This is a genomic window from Leucobacter chironomi DSM 19883 (assembly GCF_000421845.1).
GTDB lineage: Bacteria > Actinomycetota > Actinomycetes > Actinomycetales > Microbacteriaceae > Leucobacter > Leucobacter chironomi.
The window spans coordinates 148,099-166,360 of the sequence record NZ_ATXU01000006.1 but is presented as its reverse complement, the minus strand read 5'-3'; the positions used below and the strand labels follow the sequence as shown (position 1 = coordinate 166,360).

Genomic DNA, 18,262 nt, shown 5'->3' with positions numbered 1-18,262 from the left:
AGCCCGCGCAACCCCACCATTCTACGTCACCCGTCGCGCAGTGATCCGCCGCCGCTCGCGGGACGCTCGGGGCGAGGGCCGTCGTCGGCCTCGAGCCCGGCATCAAGCTGCGCGTCTCGCGCGAGCGCCGCGGCGTGCGCGCGGTTCTCAGCGCCGAGCTTGACCAAGATACTGGAGACGTGGGTCTTGACGGTCGGCACCGAGATGCCGAGCCGGGCCGCGATGCCCGCGTTCGAGCGGCCCGCGCGCATCGCGTCGAGCACCTGCCGCTCTCGAGCCGTGAGCTGTTCGAGGCCGGGCAGCGGCGCCGGCTCGGTCGCCGGCGACACCGCCGCGAATGCGGCGAGCGCGCGCCGGGTCACCCTGGGATCGAGCACGCCCTCGCCGGCCGCCACTCGTCGCACCGCCTCGACGAGCGGAGCCGCCTCGGTGGTCTTCAGCAGAAACCCCGCAGCTCCCGCTCGGATGGCCGCGAACACCAGTTCGTCCTCGTCGAAGCTCGTGAGCACCAGCACTTCGGCGCTGCCCTCGGCAACGATGCGGCGGGTGGCCTCGACGCCATCGATGCCCGGCATGCGCAGATCCATGACCACCACGTCGGGGCGCAGTGCGGCCGCGTTGCGGATCGCGGCCGCACCGTCACCCGCCTCACCCACCACGACGACACCGTGGGTCTCGAGGATCATCCGGAGGCCCTCGCGGATCATGCCGTGGTCGTCGGCGAGCAGCACCCTCGGAGGCGCCGCCCCGGCCCGGCCCGGCTCCACCGCCGCAGTCCGCTCAGCGCCCCCCGCCTTCACACCGCCCCCTCTTCGGGCAGTCGCGCGCGCACCGCCCACACACCGGCGCCCTCCGGCCCGGCGAAGAGCTCCCCGCCGAGCGCGCGCACGCGCTCTCGCAGCAGTTCGAGCCCCATGCCGCTGCCCATGAGCGCGGGGCTGGCGAGGGCGGAACCACCGCGCGAGACCACATCGACGCGCACCTCGCCCTCGCCCCTCGACAGCCGCACGTCGACATCGGCGCCCGACGAGTGGCGCACGCTGTTCGCGAGCGCCTCGCGCACCACGCTGCCCACGGCCTGATCGAGCTGCGCGGGCAGCCCGCTGCCGCCCTGGTCGCTGAGCGTCGCGGCGACCCCTGAGCCGTTCGCGGCCTCGACCAGCCCGGGCAGCCCGGCTCGGCCGGGCGGCAGCTGAAAATCGCGCTCGCCCGACCGCAGCACCTAGATCATGGTGCGCAGCGCTCCGTGGGCTTCAAGGCTCGCGTCGCGCATTGCACGCAGGGCGCGACGCTCCTGAGTCTCGCCCGCAGCGCCCGCGGGCAGTCCGAGCGCGGCCTCGCTGCGGATCGCGATCGCGGAGATGTGCCCCGCGACCACGTCGTGCAGCTCACGGGCCATACGATCCCGCTCTCCCTGCACCGCGGCGGTGCGGTCGAGCTCGGCGAGCCGGGCCGTGTCGTCGGCGCGCTGCCGGTAGAGCGCAACCAGCTCACGCGACTGCGCGACCGAGTTCGCATACCAGTACGTCAGCCCGGCGAGCCCGACGAACTGGATGCCCACCATCACCGCCTCTCGCGGATCGTCGGAGAGCGCGAGGGCGGCCACCACGAGCGCGAGCGTGCTCACGATCACCACCCCGAGCATGCGCCTGCGCTGGGCCGGGGCGAGCCGAACCGTGCGCGCGTGGAAGAGCTCGAGCAGCACGAGCAGCGGCACGAGCCCACCGACGGTGAGCAGGTCGGCGACGAAGACGACTGCGGCGGCGATGAGGCCCACCAGCGGCGCACGACGCCGCAGCAGCACCAGCGCGCAGGCGGGCGCCGCCGTCGCCAGCCCCCACCACGGCGATACCCCGCCAGGCAGCAGCGAGAACATGCTCCACAACCCCGACCACCCGAACGCCGCGAGCACGATCGCGAGCAGCAGGTAGCTGCCCGCGAACGCCGCCGGCCGATCGGCGATCACTCGAAGCATCCCCCGGGGCTGCGCAGTCTCAGTGGTCATGCTCCCATCCAAGCAGCAGCCTCGGACATCCGTCTCCGGCCAAAGGATGAGGCGGTGTCGTGCCTTCCGCCGATGCGCGCGCGGAGCGCAGCCGCGAGAGTGGCGGCATGCTCGTCACCGCCCAGCTTCCGATCCTCGCCGATGTCCCGCTGCCCCTCGCCCTCGCGCTGCTCGCCCTGCTCGACGGGCTCAGCGTCGGCACCCTGCTGATCCCCCTGTTCTTCCTCATCGCACCCGGGCGGCCCCGTATCGCCCGCGTGCTGCTGTACCTCGGCACGATCACGCTGTTCTACCTCGCGATCGGCGTGCTCTTCACGCTGGGGCTCGTCAACGTCATCGACGCGGGACGCGATTTCCTCGGCTCGACGCTCGGCCGGGTGGTGCTGCTTGCGGGCGGGCTCGCGCTGCTCGCGAGCGGCATCGTGATCGGGGTGTCGGATGCGCGCAAGCGAAAGGCCGCCGCGGCGCTTCCTGACAGCAGCCCGACGGCTCAGACGAGCGGGCGGATCCTGCGATGGCGCGACCGCCTGCTCTCCGACGGCACGAGTCGCGCCGCGGTCGTGGGTGTCGCCCTCGCCGCGGGCCTCGCCGAGGTGGCGGGCATGCTCCCCTACCTCATCGGCATGACGATGCTGGCCGACGCCCCCATCGGCATGCCGGCCCGCTTCGCGATGCTCGCGGGCTACTGCGTCGTGATGATCCTGCCCGCCCTCATCCTGCTGGCGGCACGCCTGGTCGCCGCACGCTCTGTCGACCGCCCGCTGCGCCGCTTCACCGGGTGGATGCAGCGCACGGGCGCGGAGAACACGGCGTGGATCCTCGGTATCATCGGCTTCCTGCTCGCCAGATCCGGCGCGACGCAGCTCGGGATAGACCTGCCGATCATCGGCTGAGCGGCGGCCGGAACGATCGTGCCGTCGCGATCCGCCCCGCTACCAGGCGGCTGCGACCGCCCGGTGCGTCTCGAACAGCGGGACCGTCGTGCCCTCGGGGGCGCGACCGAAGCCGCACTCGGTGGCGACGCCGAAGGGGCGGGACACGTGCTGCTGCGCGGCGGCGATACGGCGCTCGGCGCCCTCGGCGCCGTCCTCGCGGTGCACGAGGCCGAGGTAGAGCTCGGTCTGCTGCGGGATCGCGAGCCCCGCGAGCGCCGCGAAGTAGTCGGCGTCGTCGCGTTCGATCGGCACCGGCAGATGCAGCCAGGTGAGCGGGCGCTCTGCGGCCCCGACTGCGAGGTTCGCGAATCGCACCAGGTTCTCGGTGTCGCGCGGCTCGACGAAGTGCTTCTCGGCCACGTCGCCGTAGCAGAGGTGCACCCCCACCTCCACGTCTGCGGGCACCCTGTCGATCTGGCGGGCGAGCCGCTCGCTCGTGCCGGACCAGACATCGTCGAACCACTCGTAGGGCTGCCCCGTGAAGCTCTTCTGCTGCTCCAGCATCGCGAACTCCAGAGCCGCATCCCACTGGATCGCGAGCTCGTCGTGCGGGATCTCGGCGAGAATGCGGTCGAGCTCGGCGGCGAGCGCGCGCTCGTAGACCGGCTCGAACTCGATGCGATCCGCCGCCCACACGAAACTGCCGACCACGCCGAGCGGCGTGGGCAGCGACACCTGGAAGCGGGTGGCCAAGGGGATCGCGCCCTCGCCCTTCAGCCGCGAGAAGACCGCGTACGACTCGAGCGCGGCGTCGGCGTAGCCGAGCGGCGGCAGTTCGAGATCGGCGGCGCGCACCCCTTCGGCGAGGCGCACCGGCCGCATGTCGAGCATGCGCAGCGGGATCGGCGCATCGCCGACGCGCTCGATGCCGTCAGCCGCGCCCAGACGGTCGGCCTGGAACACGATCCAGTGGAAGCGCTCCCCCACCTCGCCGTCGGGGATGCGCTTGAGCCGGTCACCGAGGTGCTCGGCAGCGGTGCGCATGGTGGTCTCGGCGTCGTCGAAGTTGATGCTGCCGACGAGGTGGGCTCCCTGGGGTTCGCTCATGCGCTCCAGTGTAGTGAGCGGGGTCGGGGGGCCTGAACCTCCCGGCAGCCCCGAGCCCCGAAGCCCCGACGCCCCCAATCCCCCAAGCCCCCAAGCCTCGGGTGGCCCCTGCCTCTCCCTCTGCCCGAATACGCGAAAGGCGGATTTCGCATGCGGACCCAAGAATCCAGCTGCGAAATCCGCCTTTCGAGAGGGGTGGATCGCGCTCGCGCGAGCACAGGCATGCAACAGGGGCGGATCGCACAGCTGCGCGATCCGCCCCTCAGCAGCGGCGAGCGCACCCGCCCGCCCCCTGCAACCCGAAGCGCTTACAGGGCGGCGTACGCCGCGCGCAGCAGCTCGGCGGTCTCGGTGGGGGTCTTGCCCACCTTGACGCCAGCGGCCTCGAGGGCCTCCTTCTTCGCCTGCGCGGTGCCGGCCGAGCCGGACACGATGGCGCCGGCGTGGCCCATCGTCTTGCCCTCGGGCGCGGTGAAGCCCGCGACGTAGCCGACGACAGGCTTCGTCACGTTGGCCTTGATGAAATCGGCCGCGCGCTCCTCGGCGTCGCCGCCGATCTCGCCGATCATCACGATCGCCTTCGTCTCCGGATCGGCCTCGAACGCCGCGAGGGCGTCGATGTGCGTCGTGCCGATGACGGGGTCTCCGCCGATGCCGATGGCGGTCGAGAAGCCGAGATCGCGCAGTTCGTACATCATCTGGTAGGTGAGGGTGCCCGACTTCGAGACGAGGCCGATGGGCCCCTTGCCCGTGATCGTCGCGGGCGTGATGCCTGCGAGCGCTTCGTCGGGCGTGATGATGCCGGGGCAGTTCGGGCCGATGATGCGGGTCTTGTTGCCGGTGGCCTTCGCGTGGGCCCACAGCTCTGCCGAGTCCTTGACCGGCACGCCCTCGGTGATGATCACCAGCAGGCCGATGCCCGCGTCGATGGCCTCGACGGCTGCGTCCTTGGTGAAGGCCGGGGGCACGAAGGCGACCGATACGTCGGCGCCGGTCTGCTCCATGGCCTCGGCGACCGTCGCGAAGACGGGCAGCTCGACGGTGTTGCCGTCCCGGTCGGTGTGCGTCACCGTGGTGCCGGCCTTGCGGGCGTTCACGCCGCCCACGATGTCAGTGCCTGAGGCGAGCATGCGCGCGGTGTGCTTGGTGCCCTCGCCGCCCGTGATGCCCTGCACGATGACCTTGGAATCCTTGTTCAGGAAGATCGACATTCTGTTGCTTCTTTCCGTGAGTCTCGTGGGTTAGCGGGCGTTCGCGAGTTCGGCGGCCTTGTCGGCGCCCTCGTCCATGGTGGCGGCGAGCGTGACGAGCGGGTGCGCGGCCTCGGCGAGGATGCGGCGCCCCTCCTCGACGTTGTTGCCGTCGAGCCGCACGACCAGCGGCTTGTTGGCCGAGTCGCCCAGCTTCTGCAGCGCGCCGACGATGCCGTTGGCCACCGCGTCGCAGGCGGTGATGCCGCCGAAGACGTTGACGAACACCGACTTCACCTGCGGATCGCCGAGGATCACGTCGAGGCCAGCGGCCATGACCTCGGCCGACGCGCCGCCGCCGATGTCGAGGAAGTTCGCGGGCTTCACCCCGCCGTGGTTCTCACCGGCGTAGGCGACCACGTCGAGCGTCGACATCACGAGGCCCGCGCCGTTGCCGATCACGCCGACCTCGCCGTCGAGCTTCACGTAGTTGAGATCCTGCGCTTTCGCCTTGGCCTCGAGCGGATCCTCCTCGGCCTTGTCCTCGAGCGCCTCGTGCTCGGGGTGGCGGAAGTCGGCGTTCGCGTCGAGCGAGACCTTGCCGTCGAGGGCGATGACGTCGCCGGCGCCGGTGAGCACGAGCGGGTTCACCTCGACGAGCGTCGCATCCTCACCGGTGTAGACCGCGTAGAGCCGCTCGAACACAGCCGCGACCTTGGCGACGAGCTCCTCGGGGAACTTCGCGGCGCGAGCGATCTCCTCCGCCTTCGCGGCGTCGATGCCGACGATCGGATCGACCTCGATGCGCGCCAGCGCCTCCGGCTTCTCGACCGCGAGCTGCTCGATCTCCATGCCGCCCTCCACCGAGCACAGCGAGAGGTACGAGCGGTTGGCACGATCCAGCAGCACCGAGAAGTAGAACTCCTGCGCGATGTCGGCGCCGGCGGCGACCATCACGCGCTGCACCACGTGCCCCTTGATGTCGAGTCCGAGGATCGCCTGGGCCGCGTCGAACGCCTCGTCAGGGGTCTTCGCCACCTTCACGCCGCCGGCCTTGCCGCGCCCGCCGGTCTTCACCTGAGCCTTGACCACGACCACGCCGCCGAGCTTCTCGGCGGCGGCTCGCGCCTCCTCCGGCGTATCAGCGATGATGCCGGCAAGCACCGGCACTCCGTATCGCTCAAAAAGATCTCGTGCCTGGTACTCGTACAGATCCACGTACTGTCCTTCGCTTGGGAGTAATGGTGATCCGAGGCAGAAAAATGTCTCGACGTCGAGATATCTCGACCATCCGAGAGTCTAGCACCGCGATATGGGCGCCTCCCGGCCGCGGCTCATCCCTCGCGTCGTGCGCCACGACCGAGATACAGCTCGGCGTCGGCGCGCGCGATCGCCTCGTCCAGACCCTCGGTCGTCTGCGCGGCCACCACGCCCCATGACCACGAGAACGGGGACTCGTCATGCGCACGACCGAGACTCGCCCTCAGCTCCCCCGAGCCGGCACGCGCCACGAGCACGAACTCGTCTCCCCCGAGCCTCGCCACGAAGCCTCCGCCGCGGCCGGAGTGCCCGCGCATCCCCACCATCGCCGACCACTGCCGCACCGACTCGCGCAGCGCCGTGTCGCCGGCGGCGTGACCGCCGGCGTCGTTGACGAGCTTGAAGTCGTCGAAGTCGATTACGGCGACCGCCAGCGGCTCGTCGAGGCGCTCGGAACGGCGCAGCATCCGCGATCCGGCCTCCGCCATTCCCCGCCGGTTCAGCGCGCCCGTCAGCGCATCGGTGCACGCCTGGGCGCGCAGCTGACGGCGCACCGCTCGCGCCCCCTCGAAGCAGAACAGCATGATGATGAGCGCGTAGCCGATCATGACGAACGGCGATCCGACATCATTCCCCATGTCGGGGTTCCAGATCAGCGTGCTCGACACCCGCGCCATGCTCAGCCCGATGAAGCTCCACGCGACCACCGTGGGGTAGAACCAGGCCACGTAGAGCGCCACGAGCGGCAGCTCCAGCAGCGCGTTGATCTCCGCGTGGCTGTGGCGGGAGAACATCAGGAAGTAGCTCGACCAGGCCTCCATGCCGAGCACCACCGCGAACCCCGCCCAGAGCGGGTAGTGGCGTCCCAGCACCAGCGGCACCATCGCGAGCAGCAGGTACAGCACCAGCCACACGCTCACCATCGGCCGCTCGATGTGCGGGTGACCGACCACGAGATCGGAGGCGAACACGACCGCGAGCATCAGCGGGATCAACGCGCTCACCGTCGAGAACGGCGTCTGCCACCGCACGAAGCGGCGCAGCAGCGCGCCCGCCCGGTCGAAGACGCCGGCCGCCCACTCAACCGACCCGCTAGCCATCGTTCTTCACCCGCCGATCCGCTTTCGACTGCTTCTCCCGATACAGTTCGCCGTCGGCCCGCGCGAGCATCGCCGCCGGCGTATCGCCGGCGCCGGACTGCGCGATCCCCGCCGACCACGGGTGAGGGGCCCCGTCCCGCAGGCGGTCCACGATGCACTGGGCCTCCTCGATCCGCACATGCGGCAGCAGCAGCACGAACTCGTCGCCGCCGATCCTGCCGACCGCATCGCCCGCGCGCAGCTCGGCCCGCCAGCCCGCGGTCGTCTCGAACAGGGCCTCGTCGCCGGCGGCGTGCCCCCGGGTGTCGTTGAGCCGCTTGAAGTCGTCGAAGTCGATCACCACCAGGCAGAACGGATCGCGCCGCGTCGAGCGCCGCTGCAGCCGGTGCGAGATCCGCTCGACGATCGCCCGCCGATGATAGGTGCCGGTCAGCGGATCGATCGCGGCGGACTGCGCCTGCCTGCGCCACAGGTACAGCCCGGCGCCGAAGCAGAACAGCATCGCGAGCAGCGCGTGCACGGCGACCGGGGCCCCGATGACGCCGTCCGCGCTGAACAGCGGGTTCATCCACATCGTGATGCCGAACGACACCAGGCACAGCATCACGAGCAGCAGCGCGAGGCGCGGCCGCACGAACCAGCCGAGGTAGAACGCGACCACCGGCAGCTGCTGCGCCGAGGAGATCACCGCCTGGGGATCATCGGCGAGACTCAGGTAGTAGGTCTGCGCCACGATGAAGATGAGCACGCTGAGGGTGCCGATCCAGCGCGGCACCTGCTTGCCGAACAGGAAGGCCGAGCATCCGCCGACCACGCAGAACAGCAGCAGCCCCCACGTCAGCGCGGGGTTGCCCAGACCGGCGTGGAACACCACGTCGACCACCAGAGTGAGTCCGAGCAGCAGGGCCGCTGAGGAGAGATACAGGGAGTGCGCATCCTGCCGCCGCATCAGCGCCGAGACTCGCCTCATGACTCCCCCTCCCCGACGTATCCCCATTCCGTCGATGCCCCTGCCAGTTTCTGCCAGCGTACACACGCTTCCGTGTGGAATCACCCTGGCTTCACCCTGCGGACCGCGCTGCAGCCACCGGAATCACAGGCTGCGGGCGGTATGCTGAGGGGGCTGCTGACGGCGGGGTTCCCGCCCGGAGGCATCAGACCTCTCCGGCGGCCGGTGAACAAGGGAGGTGGACGTGGAAGAGACCGAGACACCCAAGCGCGAGGGCCTGCGGGCGCGCAAGCGTCGAGCGACCGAGAACGCCATCGAGACCTCGGCCGTGACTCTGGCCCTGGAGCACGGCGTCGAACACGTCACGGTCGAAGCGATCTGCGAGATGGCGGACATCTCGCGCAGCACCTTCTTCAACTACTTCGCCGGGCGCGACTACGCCATCGTGGGGCGTGCGATCAGCATCCCCGAGGGCGATGAAGCCTTCGTGGTGCTCGACAGCTGCCCCGACAACCTCACCCTCGGCATCCTGCGTCTCATCTTCGCCGCCATCGGGCACAGCAACGTCAACACCGAGGTGGCACGCCTGCGCGCCCAGCTGCTCGCCGAGCAGCCGGAGGCCGGACGCATGGCGCTCGTCACCCTGCTCGAGTCGGCCCACCACATCACCGCAACCGCGACGGCGTGGCTCATCGCGCATCCCGAGCACGCGAAGCTCGACTCCCCGTTCCGCGAAGCCACGATGGCGGCGTCGCTCGCGCACGGCGTCATCAGTGCGCAACTCGGCGAGTGGATGCAGCGCGACGGCGACATCGCCGCCGACGAGGCCGACCTCGAACGCATCATGCAGGAGTACCGCGTCCTCATCGGCTGAGCGGTCGGCCGCGTGGGATCGCGGCCCCCTGGGAGGAAAGATCGGGCGGCTCAGTCGATCTTGGAGATCGGGGCGAGCTTCACGAGCAGCTTGCGCTCCCCGACCGCGTCGAACACGACGTGCGCGATCCGCTTCGAGCCGGCGCCCGTGACGCTCGTCACACGGCCTTCGCCGTACTCGTCGTGGCGGATGCGGTCACCCGAGGAGAGTTCGAGGTCGCCGTTGTCGCGTGCGGCGCCGCCGATCATGTTGGGGAAGCCGCCGCCCGCGGCCTGCGCCGCCTTCGCCTGACGCTTGCGCTCTCGCCACTTGTCGAGCGCGGACTGCATGTTGCCGCTCGCGGGCTCGCTGACCGCCGCCGAGCCGTAACCGCCGCCCGAGGTGCCGAACGACACCGAGGAGTCGACGCGCCCCCGCGACCGGGAGGCCCCCGAGCCGTACCCCGAGGACGATCCGCGCGGCGCGTTAAGCGCGCGCGACTCGGTGCCGCCACGACCCGTGACCTCGCCGGGCGACTGGCGCCAATCGATGAGCCCCTCGGGGATCTCCTGCAGGAAGCGGGAAGGCATCGCGACCGACACGTCGCCGAAGGTGGCGCGGGTGGATGCGAGCGTGAGGTACAGCTGCTCGCGGGCGCGGGTGATACCGACGTACATGAGGCGCCGCTCCTCGCTGATGCCGCCGACCTCGTCGACCGACATCTGGTGCGGCAGCAGCCCCTCCTCCACTCCCGTGATGAACACGGCCTTGAACTCGAGGCCCTTCGCGGTGTGCATCGTCATGAGCGAGACGGTGCCGCTCGTGTCGTCGAGGTCGTCGGCTGCGGCGACGAGGCTGACCTCGGTGAGGAAGGCGAGCAGCCCGGCGCCCGGCTGCTTGGCGTCGAACTCGCGGGCCACCGCGATGAGCTCTTCGAGGTTCTCGGCGCGCGCGTCGTCCTGCGGATCGCGCTTGGCCCGCAGCTTCTCGATCATCTCGGTCTCATCGAGGATCAGCTTGAGCACGTCGCCGACGGGAGCGGGCTTCGCCTCCTCGTCCGAGTCGTCGGTCGCACCGCCGCCGGCGGCCATGCGCGCGGCTCGGGCGAGCAGTTCGGCGAGCTGCCGCACCGTGCCCCGAAGCTTCGGCCCGATCGCCGGGATCTCGTCGACGCGCAGCATGGCGTCGTGGAACGAGAGGCCCTGCGCCTCCTGGAAGTTGGCGAGGTGCGCCTCGGCCATCGGGCCGATCCCCCGCTTGGGGGCGCCCAGCAGCCGCGACCACGCGATCGGGTCGTAGGGGTTCGCGATGCTGGTGAGGTAGGACATCGCGTCTTTGATCTCGGCGCGCTCGTAGAACTTGGTTCCGCCGAGCACGCGGTACGGGATCGCGGATCGGATGAGCAGTTCTTCCAGCGCTCGGGTCTGCGAGTTGGTGCGGTAGAACACGGCCACGTCGCCGTAGGCCATGCCGCCCCGGTGCAGATCCTCGATCTCCTCGGCGACGAAGCGCGCCTCGTCGTGCTGTGAGTACCCGGTGAAGCCGACGATCTTCGCGCCGTCGCCCTCGGTGGTGAAGAGGTTCTTCTCCTGGCGGTCGAAGTTGTTGCCGATGACGGCGTTGGCGGCCGAGAGGATGTTCTGCGTGGAGCGGTAGTTCTGCTCGAGCTTCACGACCTCGGCGCCGCGGAAGTCGCGCTCGAACTCGACGATGTTGCGGATGTCGGCCCCGCGGAAGGCGTAGATCGACTGGTCGCTGTCGCCCACGACGGTGAGGCTGGCCGGCGGGATGCGGCCGCTCGCGTCGAGTTCGCGCGCGCGGGCGGGCGGCACGAGCCTGTCGACCTCTTCGGGCTCGATGAAGCGCGTGAGCTCTCGGATCAGGGAGTACTGGGCGTGGTTCGTGTCCTGGTACTCGTCGACGAGGACGTGGCGGAAGCGCCGCTGGTAGACGGCGGCCACGTCGGGGTGCGCGCGGAAGAGCTGCACCGTCTGCCCGATGAGGTCGTCGAAGTCGAAGGCGTTGGCGCGGCGCAGCTCCTGCTCGTACATCTTGAAGATCTCGACGAACAGGCGATCGCGCGGGTCGCTCTCGTTCATGGTCGCGGCGTAGTCGTCGGCGTCGCTCAGCTCGTTCTTGAGCTTCGATATCTTCGAGCCGGCGTTCGCGGGGGTGAAGCCGTAGGTGTCGGCGTCGAGCTCCTTGATGATGCGCTTGAGCAGAGCGCGCGAGTCGGCGGAGTCGTAGATGGTGAAGCCCGAGACGTAGCCGAAGCGCTCGGCTTCGCGCCGCAGGATCCGCACGCACGCGGAGTGGAAGGTGGAGACCCACATGCCCTGCGCGCCCTCGCCGAGCAGCCCCTCGATGCGCTCCCGCATCTCGGCGGCGGCCTTGTTAGTGAAGGTGATCGCGAGGATCTGACTGGGCCACGCCTCCTTGTTGCGGATGAGGTGGGCGATGCGGTGGGTGAGCACGCGGGTCTTGCCGGATCCGGCGCCGGCGACGATCAGCAGCGCCTGTCCGCGCGAGACCACGGCGCGCTCCTGCGCCGGGTTCAGCCCGTGGAGCAGCGGATCGCCGCCGTCTGCCGCCCCCGCGCCGCCCGCCGAAGGACCACCGAACGGAGCCCCGGGCTCCAGAAGTTCAAACTCGCTCATCGTGGGATCCAGTCTAGGCATGACCACTGACATTCACGTCCGCGCCCCCACCCGATCCGCCCCGGCGAGCAACCGCGCGGCGAACAGGCCAGAATAGAGGGATGGCTACTCCCAGCGTGCTCGTCTTCGCGACGGGCGGCACGATCGGCATGCACGAGACCGACGCGGGGCTCGCCCCCGACCCCGACTTCCCCGAGGTGCTCGAACGGCTCGTGGCCGGCATCTGCGGCCCGCTCGGCGTCGAGGCGCGCATCAACCACCTGCTCCCCGCGATCGACAGCGCGAACGCCGACGCCGATACGGCGCCCCGCATCGCCCGCGCGATCAGCGCCCGCGTGCGCACCCACCGCCCCCGCGGCGTCGTCATCCTGCACGGCACCGACACGCTCGCCTATACCGCGTCCCGGCTCGCGTTCGAGCTCTCCGGCATCGGCAGCCCCGTCGTGGTGACGGGCAGCCAGCTCGCGCACGGCGCCCCCGGCACCGACGCTCTCGACAATCTCGCCCTCGCGATCCGCGCCTCCGTGAAGGCCGCACCGGGCGCGCCGGTGTCGGTGGCCTTCGGGGGCGCGATCCTGCCCGCCGTGCGCGCGGTCAAGCACGACAGCGTGTCGCTCGCCGCTTTCCGCGCCGAACGTCCGCTCGCCGCCGGCTCCGCTGGCATTTCAGCGGAGCCGACAGGCCAGGACTCCCCCGCCGCGCCGGCCCGCGTGCTCTCGTTCCGTTTCACCCCGGCGGTGACCGCGGCCGACCTGCGCGCAATGGTGGGCGGGCAGCCCGACGGGCTCGTGCTGGAGTGCTACGGGTCCGGCAATGCGCCTATGGCACGACCCGGCATGCTGGGCACGCTGCGGGAGATCTGCGGATCGATGCCCGTGGTCGCCGTCACTCAGTGCGCGGTCGGCGGGGTGGATCTCGCCCGCTACGCGGTCGGCCGCGAGCTGGCGGCGGCGGGAGTGATCGACGGATCCGACCTCACCGTGGAGGCGGCGACGGCCAAGCTCGGCTTCCTGCTCGACCGCGGCCATCGCGGCGCCGAGCTGCGCGCCCTGATGGAGCAGAACCTCGTCGGGGAGCTCACCCGCTGAGCACCGCGGCCTCCGCGTCACCGCCCGCGATCGCGCTACTGCGCGTCGCGGATCGCCACCCCGAGATCGGGGTGGTCCACGAACACGCCATCGACGCCGGACCGCAGCAGCAGCGCGAACTCCGCCTGCCAGTCACCCCACGCCGCCCCGCGCAGCGAGGTCTGGTGGCGCACGTTGAGGTAGCGGTTCTCGGGCCGCAGCGTCCAGGTGTAGACGAGCAGCCCGCGCGCGTGCGCCCGCGCCACGAGGTCGGTGGCGCCGATCGCGCGCCCCAGCGCGTTCACCCGGATCAGGTTGCCCTTCGCGACGCTGATCCCGTCGACCCGCTGCGCGAGCAGCTCGAGCCCGGGGTCGCTGCGGTACCAGGCGAAGCTGCGCGAGGGGGCGCCGTCGACGGGCTCGTCGGCCGGCGACCCGAAGCGGTCGGCGAGGAACACGAGATCGGCGCGCACCCCGGCGGCGCGCAGCCGATCCAGCACCCCGAGCTCGAACGATTCGATCACCAGACGCTCGCGATCCGCATCCCACCCGGTGGCCGCGAGCTCGGCGAGCAGCAGCGCTCCGAGGTCGTGCCCGACGCCCGCGAAGTAGGCGGCGTGCTTCACCTCCACCACCGCGCGCAGCCGCCGCCCCAGCCGCGCGCTCTCCTCGTCGACGATCGCGAGCACGTCGCGCAGGCGCAGGATCGGCTCGGCGCCGTCGAACTCGCGATTGCCGGGGCGCACCCGCGGCAGGCGCTCGGCGCAGCGCAGGGTCGCGAGTTCGTCCCAGGTGAAGTCCTCGGTGAACCATCCGGTGAGGCGCTTGCCGTCGATCGTCTTGGTGGTGCGGCGAGCGGCGAACTCGGGGTGCTGCGCGACGTCGGTGGTGCCCGAGATCTCGTTCTCGTGCCGCACCACGAGCACCCCGTCGCGCGTCGCGACGATGTCGGGCTCCACAGCGTCGGCGCCGAGCTCGAAGGCGAGCCGGTACGAGGAGGCGCTGTGCTCGGGACGGTAGCCCGGTGCCCCGCGGTGGCCGATGACGATGGGCGCAGGATCCGGGCTCTCCATGCGCCCAGCCTATCCGCGCTGCGCGAACAGGGGCGGCGGATCGGGCAGAGTCACAGCCACGGAAGCGCCCCCTGTGGATAAGCTGGAACCGTTCCCATACGCCAGGAAAGGATTCCGACGCATGAGCAACCCGGCTCTCAGCAACAACCCGGCACTCAACGGCAAGACCCTCACCGCTGACGAGCTGCGCCGCATCTACGATCAGCCCGCTGCGCAGACGCAGCGGCCAGGCATCGACGAGCCCGTCGCCGAGGCGGGCTTCGGCGGCGAGCAGCCGCCCGTCATCGCCCCCTCCGACCGTCCGATGACCTACGAGAACACCATCTCCAAGACGGTGATGCTGTTCCTCATCGTGCTCGTCTTCGGCGCGGTCGGCTGGTTCATGCCGATCCTCGCACTGCCGGCGGCCATCGCCGGCCTGGTGCTCGGCCTCGTCAACTCCTTCAAGAAGGAGCCGAGCGTTCCCCTCATCGTGCTGTACGCGGTGTTCCAGGGCGTCTTCCTCGGCGGCATCTCGGGCATCTTCGAGGCGCAGTGGGCGGGCATCGTGTCGCAGGCGATCATCGGCACCCTCTCGGTGTTCGGCGTGACCCTGCTGCTCTTCCGCAGCGGCAAGGTGCGCACCAGCCCGAAGCTCAACAAGATCTTCATGGTCGCGATCTTCGGCTACCTGGCGTTCTCGGTCGTGAACCTCGTGCTCATGCTCACCGGCGTCAACCAGGACCCGTGGGGGCTGCGCACCGGCTGGCTCGGCCTCGCGATCGGCGCGCTCGCCGTGCTGCTCGCCGCCTACTCGCTCGTCATGGACTTCGAGCTCATCCAGAACGGTGTGAAGAACCGCGTGCCCGAGAAGTGGGCCTGGTCGGCGGCCTTCGGCCTCATGGTGACGCTGATCTGGCTGTACGTCGAGATCCTGCGCATCCTCGCGATCCTGCGCGGCGACTGACACCGTCTGCGACCCGGAGCCTCGTGCTCCGGTGATCGGGGCCGGTCATCCACTCGGGTGACCGGCCTCAGCCGTATCCGGGTCCGGCCAGACGGACGTCCGGAGGGCCGGAGGGACGGGCGGCCGGAGGACCGCCCGGAGGGACGGGGCTGTGGACAGCCGGGTACGCGGTGCGATGGCGCGAACTACGGTCGAGGGCACCCCCTCCGAAAGCAGGCGCCATGCAGACCCCCGATCCGATGCCCGCGACGGCCAGCGCGGCGACAGCCATCGCGGCGACGACGATCGCACTTGCGGCGGCCGCACTTGCGACGACCGTGGTCTGGTGGTGGCCGCGGGCCGGCGCCGATGTCGAGGGGCCCGCCTTCTGGCTGCTGCTCGCCGCCTACCTGCTGCTCGCCGTTGTCAGCGCAGTGCTCGCAGTCATCGATCTCGTGTCGCGCACGCTGCCGAATGCGATCCTGCTGCCCTCGGGCGCCGCGCTGCTCGCCCTGGTGATCGCGACCAGTGCGGCGGCGGGCGATCCGGGGCTGCTGATCCGCAGCGTCGTCTGCGGCCTGGCGCTCGCGACCGGGTACGGCCTGCTGTGGCGCTGCTCGCCGCGCAGCCTCGGCGGCGGCGACGTCAAGCTGGCCGCGCTGCTCGGCGTCGCCCTCGGCCCGCTCGGGTGGGGGTCAGCGCTGCTCGGCGCAGTCGCCCCGTTCCTGCTCGGCGGCGTCTTCGCGGCGGGGCTGCTCATCGTGCAGGGCCTGCAGCACCGGGCCGGCAGCGGGGCGGATCCGCGCAGCCTTGCGGCCTTCCCGTTCGGGCCGTGGATGCTCGCCGGCGCCTGGACCGGCGTGTTCGCCGGGGCGGACATCGCCGCCGGGATCCTCACACCCCCATGACGTTCTCACAGAAACGCCGAAACCGGCGGCCGCCTCCGCAGAGGCGACCGCCGGCCTCAGACAGGCGAGCACTCAGCTCACTCCCCCTCGATCGCCGGCGCGATCGAGTTCCACGCAGCACTTATGCGAGTGAGAGCTCCTTCGTCACTCCCACTCGATCGCTGGCGCGATCGAGTTCCACGCAGCATCTACGCGAGTGGGAGCTCCTTCGTCACTCCCACTCGATGGTCCCCGGGGGCTTCGAGGTGACGTCGAGCACGACGCGGTTGACCTCGGGCACCTGGTTGGTGATGCGGTTCGAGATGCGCGCGAGCACCTCGTAGGGCACGCGCGTCCAGTCGGCGGTCATCGCGTCCTCGGACGAGACCGGGCGCAGCACGATCGGGTGGCCGTAGGTGCGGCCGTCGCCCTGCACGCCCACGGAGCGCACATCGGCGAGCAGCACCACCGGGCACTGCCAGATCTCGGCGTCGAGGCCGGCGGCGGTCAGCTCCTCGCGGGCGATCGCGTCGGCGGCGCGCAGCGTCTCGAGACGGTCGCGGGTCACCTCGCCCACGATGCGGATGCCGAGGCCGGGGCCGGGGAACGGCTGACGTCCCACGATGGCCTCGGGAATGCCGAGCTCGCGGCCGATCTCGCGCACCTCGTCCTTGAACAGCGTGCGCAGCGGCTCGATGAGCTCGAAGTCGAGATCCTCGGGCAGGCCGCCCACGTTGTGGTGCGACTTGATGTTCGCCGTGCCGGCGCCGCCGCCCGACTCGACCACGTCGGGGTAGAGCGTGCCCTGCACGAGGAACTTCACCTTCTCGCCCTCGGCCTTCGCCTCGGCGACGAGGTCGAGCTGCACCTTCTCGAACGCGCGGATGAACTCGCGGCCGATGATCTTGCGCTTCTCCTCGGGATCGGTGACGCCTTCGAGGTGGCCGAGGAAGACGTCGGCCGCGTCGACCGTGATGAGGCGCACACCGGTCGAGGCGACGTAGTCGCGCTCCACCTGCTCGCGCTCCCCCTGCCGCAGCAGGCCGTGGTCGACGAAGACCGCGGTGAGCTGGTCGCCGATGGCCTTGTGCACGAGCGCGGTCGACACGGCGGAGTCGACGCCGCCCGACAGCGCCGAGATGACGCGGGCGTCGCCGACCTGCGCCCGGATCCGCTCCACCTGCTCGGCGATCACGTTGCCCGCATTCCAGTCGGCGGGGATGCCGGCGACGTGGTGCAGGAAGTTCTCGAGAATGCGCTGCCCGTGATCCGAGTGCTTGACCTCGGGGTGCCACTGCACGCCGTAGAGCTTGCGCTCGGGCGAGCCGAACGCGGCCACGGGGGTGACCGAGGTGCGCGCGAGCACGTCGAAGCCCTCCGGTGCCTGCTGCACGGCGTCGCCGTGGCTCATCCAGACGTTCTGCGTCTCTGGCTGGCCGCCGAGGATCGCACCGCCGTCGCCGAGGATCGTGGCCTCGACGCCGCCGTACTCGCGGTCACCCGTGTTGCCGACGGTGCCGCCGAGGGTGTGCGCCATGATCTGGAAGCCGTAGCAGATGCCGAGCACGGGCACGCCGAGCTCGAAGATCGCCGGGTCGAACTGGGGCGCGCCCTCCTCGTACACCGACGAGGGGCCGCCCGAGAGCACGATGCCGAGCGGCTGCTTGGCCTCGACCTCGGCCGCGGTGATGCTGTGCGACACGAGCTCGGAGTACACGCCGGCCTCGCGCACGCGGCGCGCGATCAGCTGCGCGTACTGCGCGCCGAAGTCGACCACGAGAACCGGACGGTGATCCGTGTCAGTCTGTTCTGCCATTGCAGGCCTTTCAGGGGTTGTGGGTGAGGAAGTCGATTCTACTGAAGCAGGGCCGGGGCGGCCTCGGCTTCACGGGCGTCGAGGAATCCGGTGACCTCGCGCACGATACGGGCCTCCAGGAAGAACGACATGAACGGGATGACGCCGCCGAGAGCGATGAGGATGAAGCGCCAGAAGTTCCAGCGCATGGGGCTCCACAGCAGGAAGTCGGAGACGAGGTAGATCACGTAGAACCAGCCGTGGGCGATGAGGATCGCCTTGAACAGGTCGAAGCCCTCCGGGTGGAAGTCGGCCTCGACGCCCTCGGGCGCGATCGGGTAGAAGTGCGCGAAGCCGTCGGCGGTGAAGAGGAAGAGCTGCACGCCGAAGGCGTACTTCATGACCATCACGGCGCACAGCAGCAGCAGCATGACGCCGGTGACCACCGAGGTGACCTTGTAGAAGCTCAATGCCTTGCGAATGCGCGGGTAGTCGGAGGGCTTGGGCTGCAGTTGCATG

Annotated in this window: 17 protein-coding genes; 5 read left to right on the top strand and 12 right to left on the bottom strand. The window is 70.5% G+C overall.

Annotated features, from left to right (window positions below):
• Positions 1-26 precede the first annotated feature (26 nt).
• The 3 genes from H629_RS14140 to H629_RS14550 are packed head-to-tail and all read right to left on the bottom strand — an operon-like array spanning position 27 to position 2,005.
• On the bottom strand, positions 27-767 hold the full coding sequence (locus H629_RS14140) for a response regulator (RefSeq protein WP_276202540.1): 741 nt from the start codon (positions 765-767) through the stop codon (positions 27-29).
• A gap of 29 nt (positions 768-796) precedes the next feature.
• Entirely contained in the window at positions 797-1,222 is a 426-nt protein-coding gene (locus H629_RS14555; protein WP_051137848.1) for an ATP-binding protein, read from the bottom strand.
• Positions 1,223-2,005, bottom strand: a complete 783-nt coding sequence (locus H629_RS14550; protein WP_084705375.1) for a histidine kinase — start codon at positions 2,003-2,005, stop codon at positions 1,223-1,225.
• A gap of 107 nt (positions 2,006-2,112) precedes the next feature.
• Here H629_RS14550 and H629_RS0108435 point away from each other — a divergent pair, with 107 nt between their 5' ends.
• The gene (locus tag H629_RS0108435) at positions 2,113-2,898 is read left to right on the top strand and encodes a GAP family protein (RefSeq protein ID WP_051137854.1); all 786 of its coding nucleotides are present in this window, start codon (positions 2,113-2,115) and stop codon (positions 2,896-2,898) included.
• Positions 2,899-2,937: 39 nt separating this feature from the next.
• On the opposite strand, the gene H629_RS0108430 is transcribed toward H629_RS0108435, so the two are convergent.
• From H629_RS0108430 to H629_RS0108410, 5 genes are all read right to left on the bottom strand, one after another.
• Positions 2,938-3,987, bottom strand: a complete 1,050-nt coding sequence (locus H629_RS0108430; RefSeq protein WP_024356837.1) for a hypothetical protein — start codon at positions 3,985-3,987, stop codon at positions 2,938-2,940.
• Between the two features lie 308 nt (positions 3,988-4,295).
• A complete protein-coding gene (sucD, locus tag H629_RS0108425) occupies positions 4,296-5,198 on the bottom strand; it encodes a succinate--CoA ligase subunit alpha (protein ID WP_024356836.1) in 903 nt (300 codons plus the stop codon).
• 30 nt (positions 5,199-5,228) lie between these two features.
• Positions 5,229-6,395 (bottom strand): ADP-forming succinate--CoA ligase subunit beta, encoded by a 1,167-nt coding sequence (gene sucC, locus H629_RS0108420; protein WP_024356835.1) that lies wholly within the window; start codon positions 6,393-6,395, stop codon positions 5,229-5,231.
• A gap of 116 nt (positions 6,396-6,511) precedes the next feature.
• Complete coding sequence (locus tag H629_RS0108415; protein ID WP_024356834.1) at positions 6,512-7,537, bottom strand: GGDEF domain-containing protein; 1,026 nt, start codon at positions 7,535-7,537, stop codon at positions 6,512-6,514.
• The gene (locus H629_RS0108410; RefSeq protein WP_024356833.1) at positions 7,530-8,507 is read right to left on the bottom strand and encodes a GGDEF domain-containing protein; all 978 of its coding nucleotides are present in this window, start codon (positions 8,505-8,507) and stop codon (positions 7,530-7,532) included. Before H629_RS0108410 ends, H629_RS0108415 begins: the two co-directional genes overlap by 8 nt.
• A gap of 223 nt (positions 8,508-8,730) precedes the next feature.
• Here H629_RS0108410 and H629_RS0108405 point away from each other — a divergent pair, with 223 nt between their 5' ends.
• Complete coding sequence (locus tag H629_RS0108405) at positions 8,731-9,360, top strand: TetR/AcrR family transcriptional regulator (RefSeq protein ID WP_024356832.1); 630 nt, start codon at positions 8,731-8,733, stop codon at positions 9,358-9,360.
• A gap of 50 nt (positions 9,361-9,410) precedes the next feature.
• Here the strand turns inward: H629_RS0108405 and H629_RS0108400 are convergent, their stop codons facing one another.
• On the bottom strand, positions 9,411-11,996 hold the full coding sequence (locus H629_RS0108400) for an ATP-dependent helicase (protein WP_029746759.1): 2,586 nt from the start codon (positions 11,994-11,996) through the stop codon (positions 9,411-9,413).
• A gap of 101 nt (positions 11,997-12,097) precedes the next feature.
• On the opposite strand from H629_RS0108400, the gene H629_RS0108395 reads away from it, so the two are divergent.
• Positions 12,098-13,084 (top strand): asparaginase domain-containing protein, encoded by a 987-nt coding sequence (locus H629_RS0108395; RefSeq protein ID WP_024356831.1) that lies wholly within the window; start codon positions 12,098-12,100, stop codon positions 13,082-13,084.
• Between the two features lie 35 nt (positions 13,085-13,119).
• On the opposite strand, the gene H629_RS0108390 is transcribed toward H629_RS0108395, so the two are convergent.
• The gene (locus H629_RS0108390; protein ID WP_024356830.1) at positions 13,120-14,136 is read right to left on the bottom strand and encodes a glycerophosphodiester phosphodiesterase family protein; all 1,017 of its coding nucleotides are present in this window, start codon (positions 14,134-14,136) and stop codon (positions 13,120-13,122) included.
• Between the two features lie 121 nt (positions 14,137-14,257).
• Between H629_RS0108390 and H629_RS0108385 the strand changes: the two genes are divergently transcribed.
• A complete protein-coding gene (locus H629_RS0108385; RefSeq protein ID WP_024356829.1) occupies positions 14,258-15,082 on the top strand; it encodes a Bax inhibitor-1/YccA family protein in 825 nt (274 codons plus the stop codon).
• Positions 15,083-15,303: 221 nt separating this feature from the next.
• A complete protein-coding gene (locus tag H629_RS0108380; RefSeq protein WP_024356828.1) occupies positions 15,304-15,969 on the top strand; it encodes a prepilin peptidase in 666 nt (221 codons plus the stop codon).
• A 211-nt stretch (positions 15,970-16,180) separates the two neighbouring features.
• Here H629_RS0108380 and guaA read toward each other — a convergent pair whose 3' ends face one another.
• Both guaA and H629_RS0108370 read right to left on the bottom strand, forming a co-directional pair.
• Positions 16,181-17,764 (bottom strand): glutamine-hydrolyzing GMP synthase, encoded by a 1,584-nt coding sequence (gene guaA, locus H629_RS0108375; protein WP_024356827.1) that lies wholly within the window; start codon positions 17,762-17,764, stop codon positions 16,181-16,183.
• 38 nt (positions 17,765-17,802) lie between these two features.
• The gene (locus H629_RS0108370; RefSeq protein WP_024356826.1) at positions 17,803-18,261 is read right to left on the bottom strand and encodes a DUF3817 domain-containing protein; all 459 of its coding nucleotides are present in this window, start codon (positions 18,259-18,261) and stop codon (positions 17,803-17,805) included.
• Between the last annotated feature and the right edge of the window lies 1 nt (position 18,262).

Bases quoted from the DNA above. Each gene is read 5' to 3' on its own strand.
- H629_RS14550 (WP_084705375.1), bottom strand. From the start codon at position 2,005: ATGACCACTGAGACTGCGCAGCCCCGGGGGATGCTTCGAGTGATCGCC.
- H629_RS0108435 (WP_051137854.1), top strand. From the start codon at position 2,113: ATGCTCGTCACCGCCCAGCTTCCGATCCTCGCCGATGTCCCGCTGCCC.
- H629_RS0108430 (WP_024356837.1), bottom strand. From the start codon at position 3,987: ATGAGCGAACCCCAGGGAGCCCACCTCGTCGGCAGCATCAACTTCGAC.
- sucD (WP_024356836.1), bottom strand. From the start codon at position 5,198: ATGTCGATCTTCCTGAACAAGGATTCCAAGGTCATCGTGCAGGGCATC.
- H629_RS0108415 (WP_024356834.1), bottom strand. From the start codon at position 7,537: ATGGCTAGCGGGTCGGTTGAGTGGGCGGCCGGCGTCTTCGACCGGGCG.
- H629_RS0108410 (WP_024356833.1), bottom strand. From the start codon at position 8,507: ATGAGGCGAGTCTCGGCGCTGATGCGGCGGCAGGATGCGCACTCCCTG.
- H629_RS0108400 (WP_029746759.1), bottom strand. From the start codon at position 11,996: ATGAGCGAGTTTGAACTTCTGGAGCCCGGGGCTCCGTTCGGTGGTCCT.
- H629_RS0108395 (WP_024356831.1), top strand. From the start codon at position 12,098: ATGGCTACTCCCAGCGTGCTCGTCTTCGCGACGGGCGGCACGATCGGC.
- H629_RS0108390 (WP_024356830.1), bottom strand. From the start codon at position 14,136: ATGGAGAGCCCGGATCCTGCGCCCATCGTCATCGGCCACCGCGGGGCA.
- H629_RS0108385 (WP_024356829.1), top strand. From the start codon at position 14,258: ATGAGCAACCCGGCTCTCAGCAACAACCCGGCACTCAACGGCAAGACC.
- H629_RS0108380 (WP_024356828.1), top strand. From the start codon at position 15,304: ATGCAGACCCCCGATCCGATGCCCGCGACGGCCAGCGCGGCGACAGCC.
- guaA (WP_024356827.1), bottom strand. From the start codon at position 17,764: ATGGCAGAACAGACTGACACGGATCACCGTCCGGTTCTCGTGGTCGAC.
- H629_RS0108370 (WP_024356826.1), bottom strand. From the start codon at position 18,261: ATGCAACTGCAGCCCAAGCCCTCCGACTACCCGCGCATTCGCAAGGCA.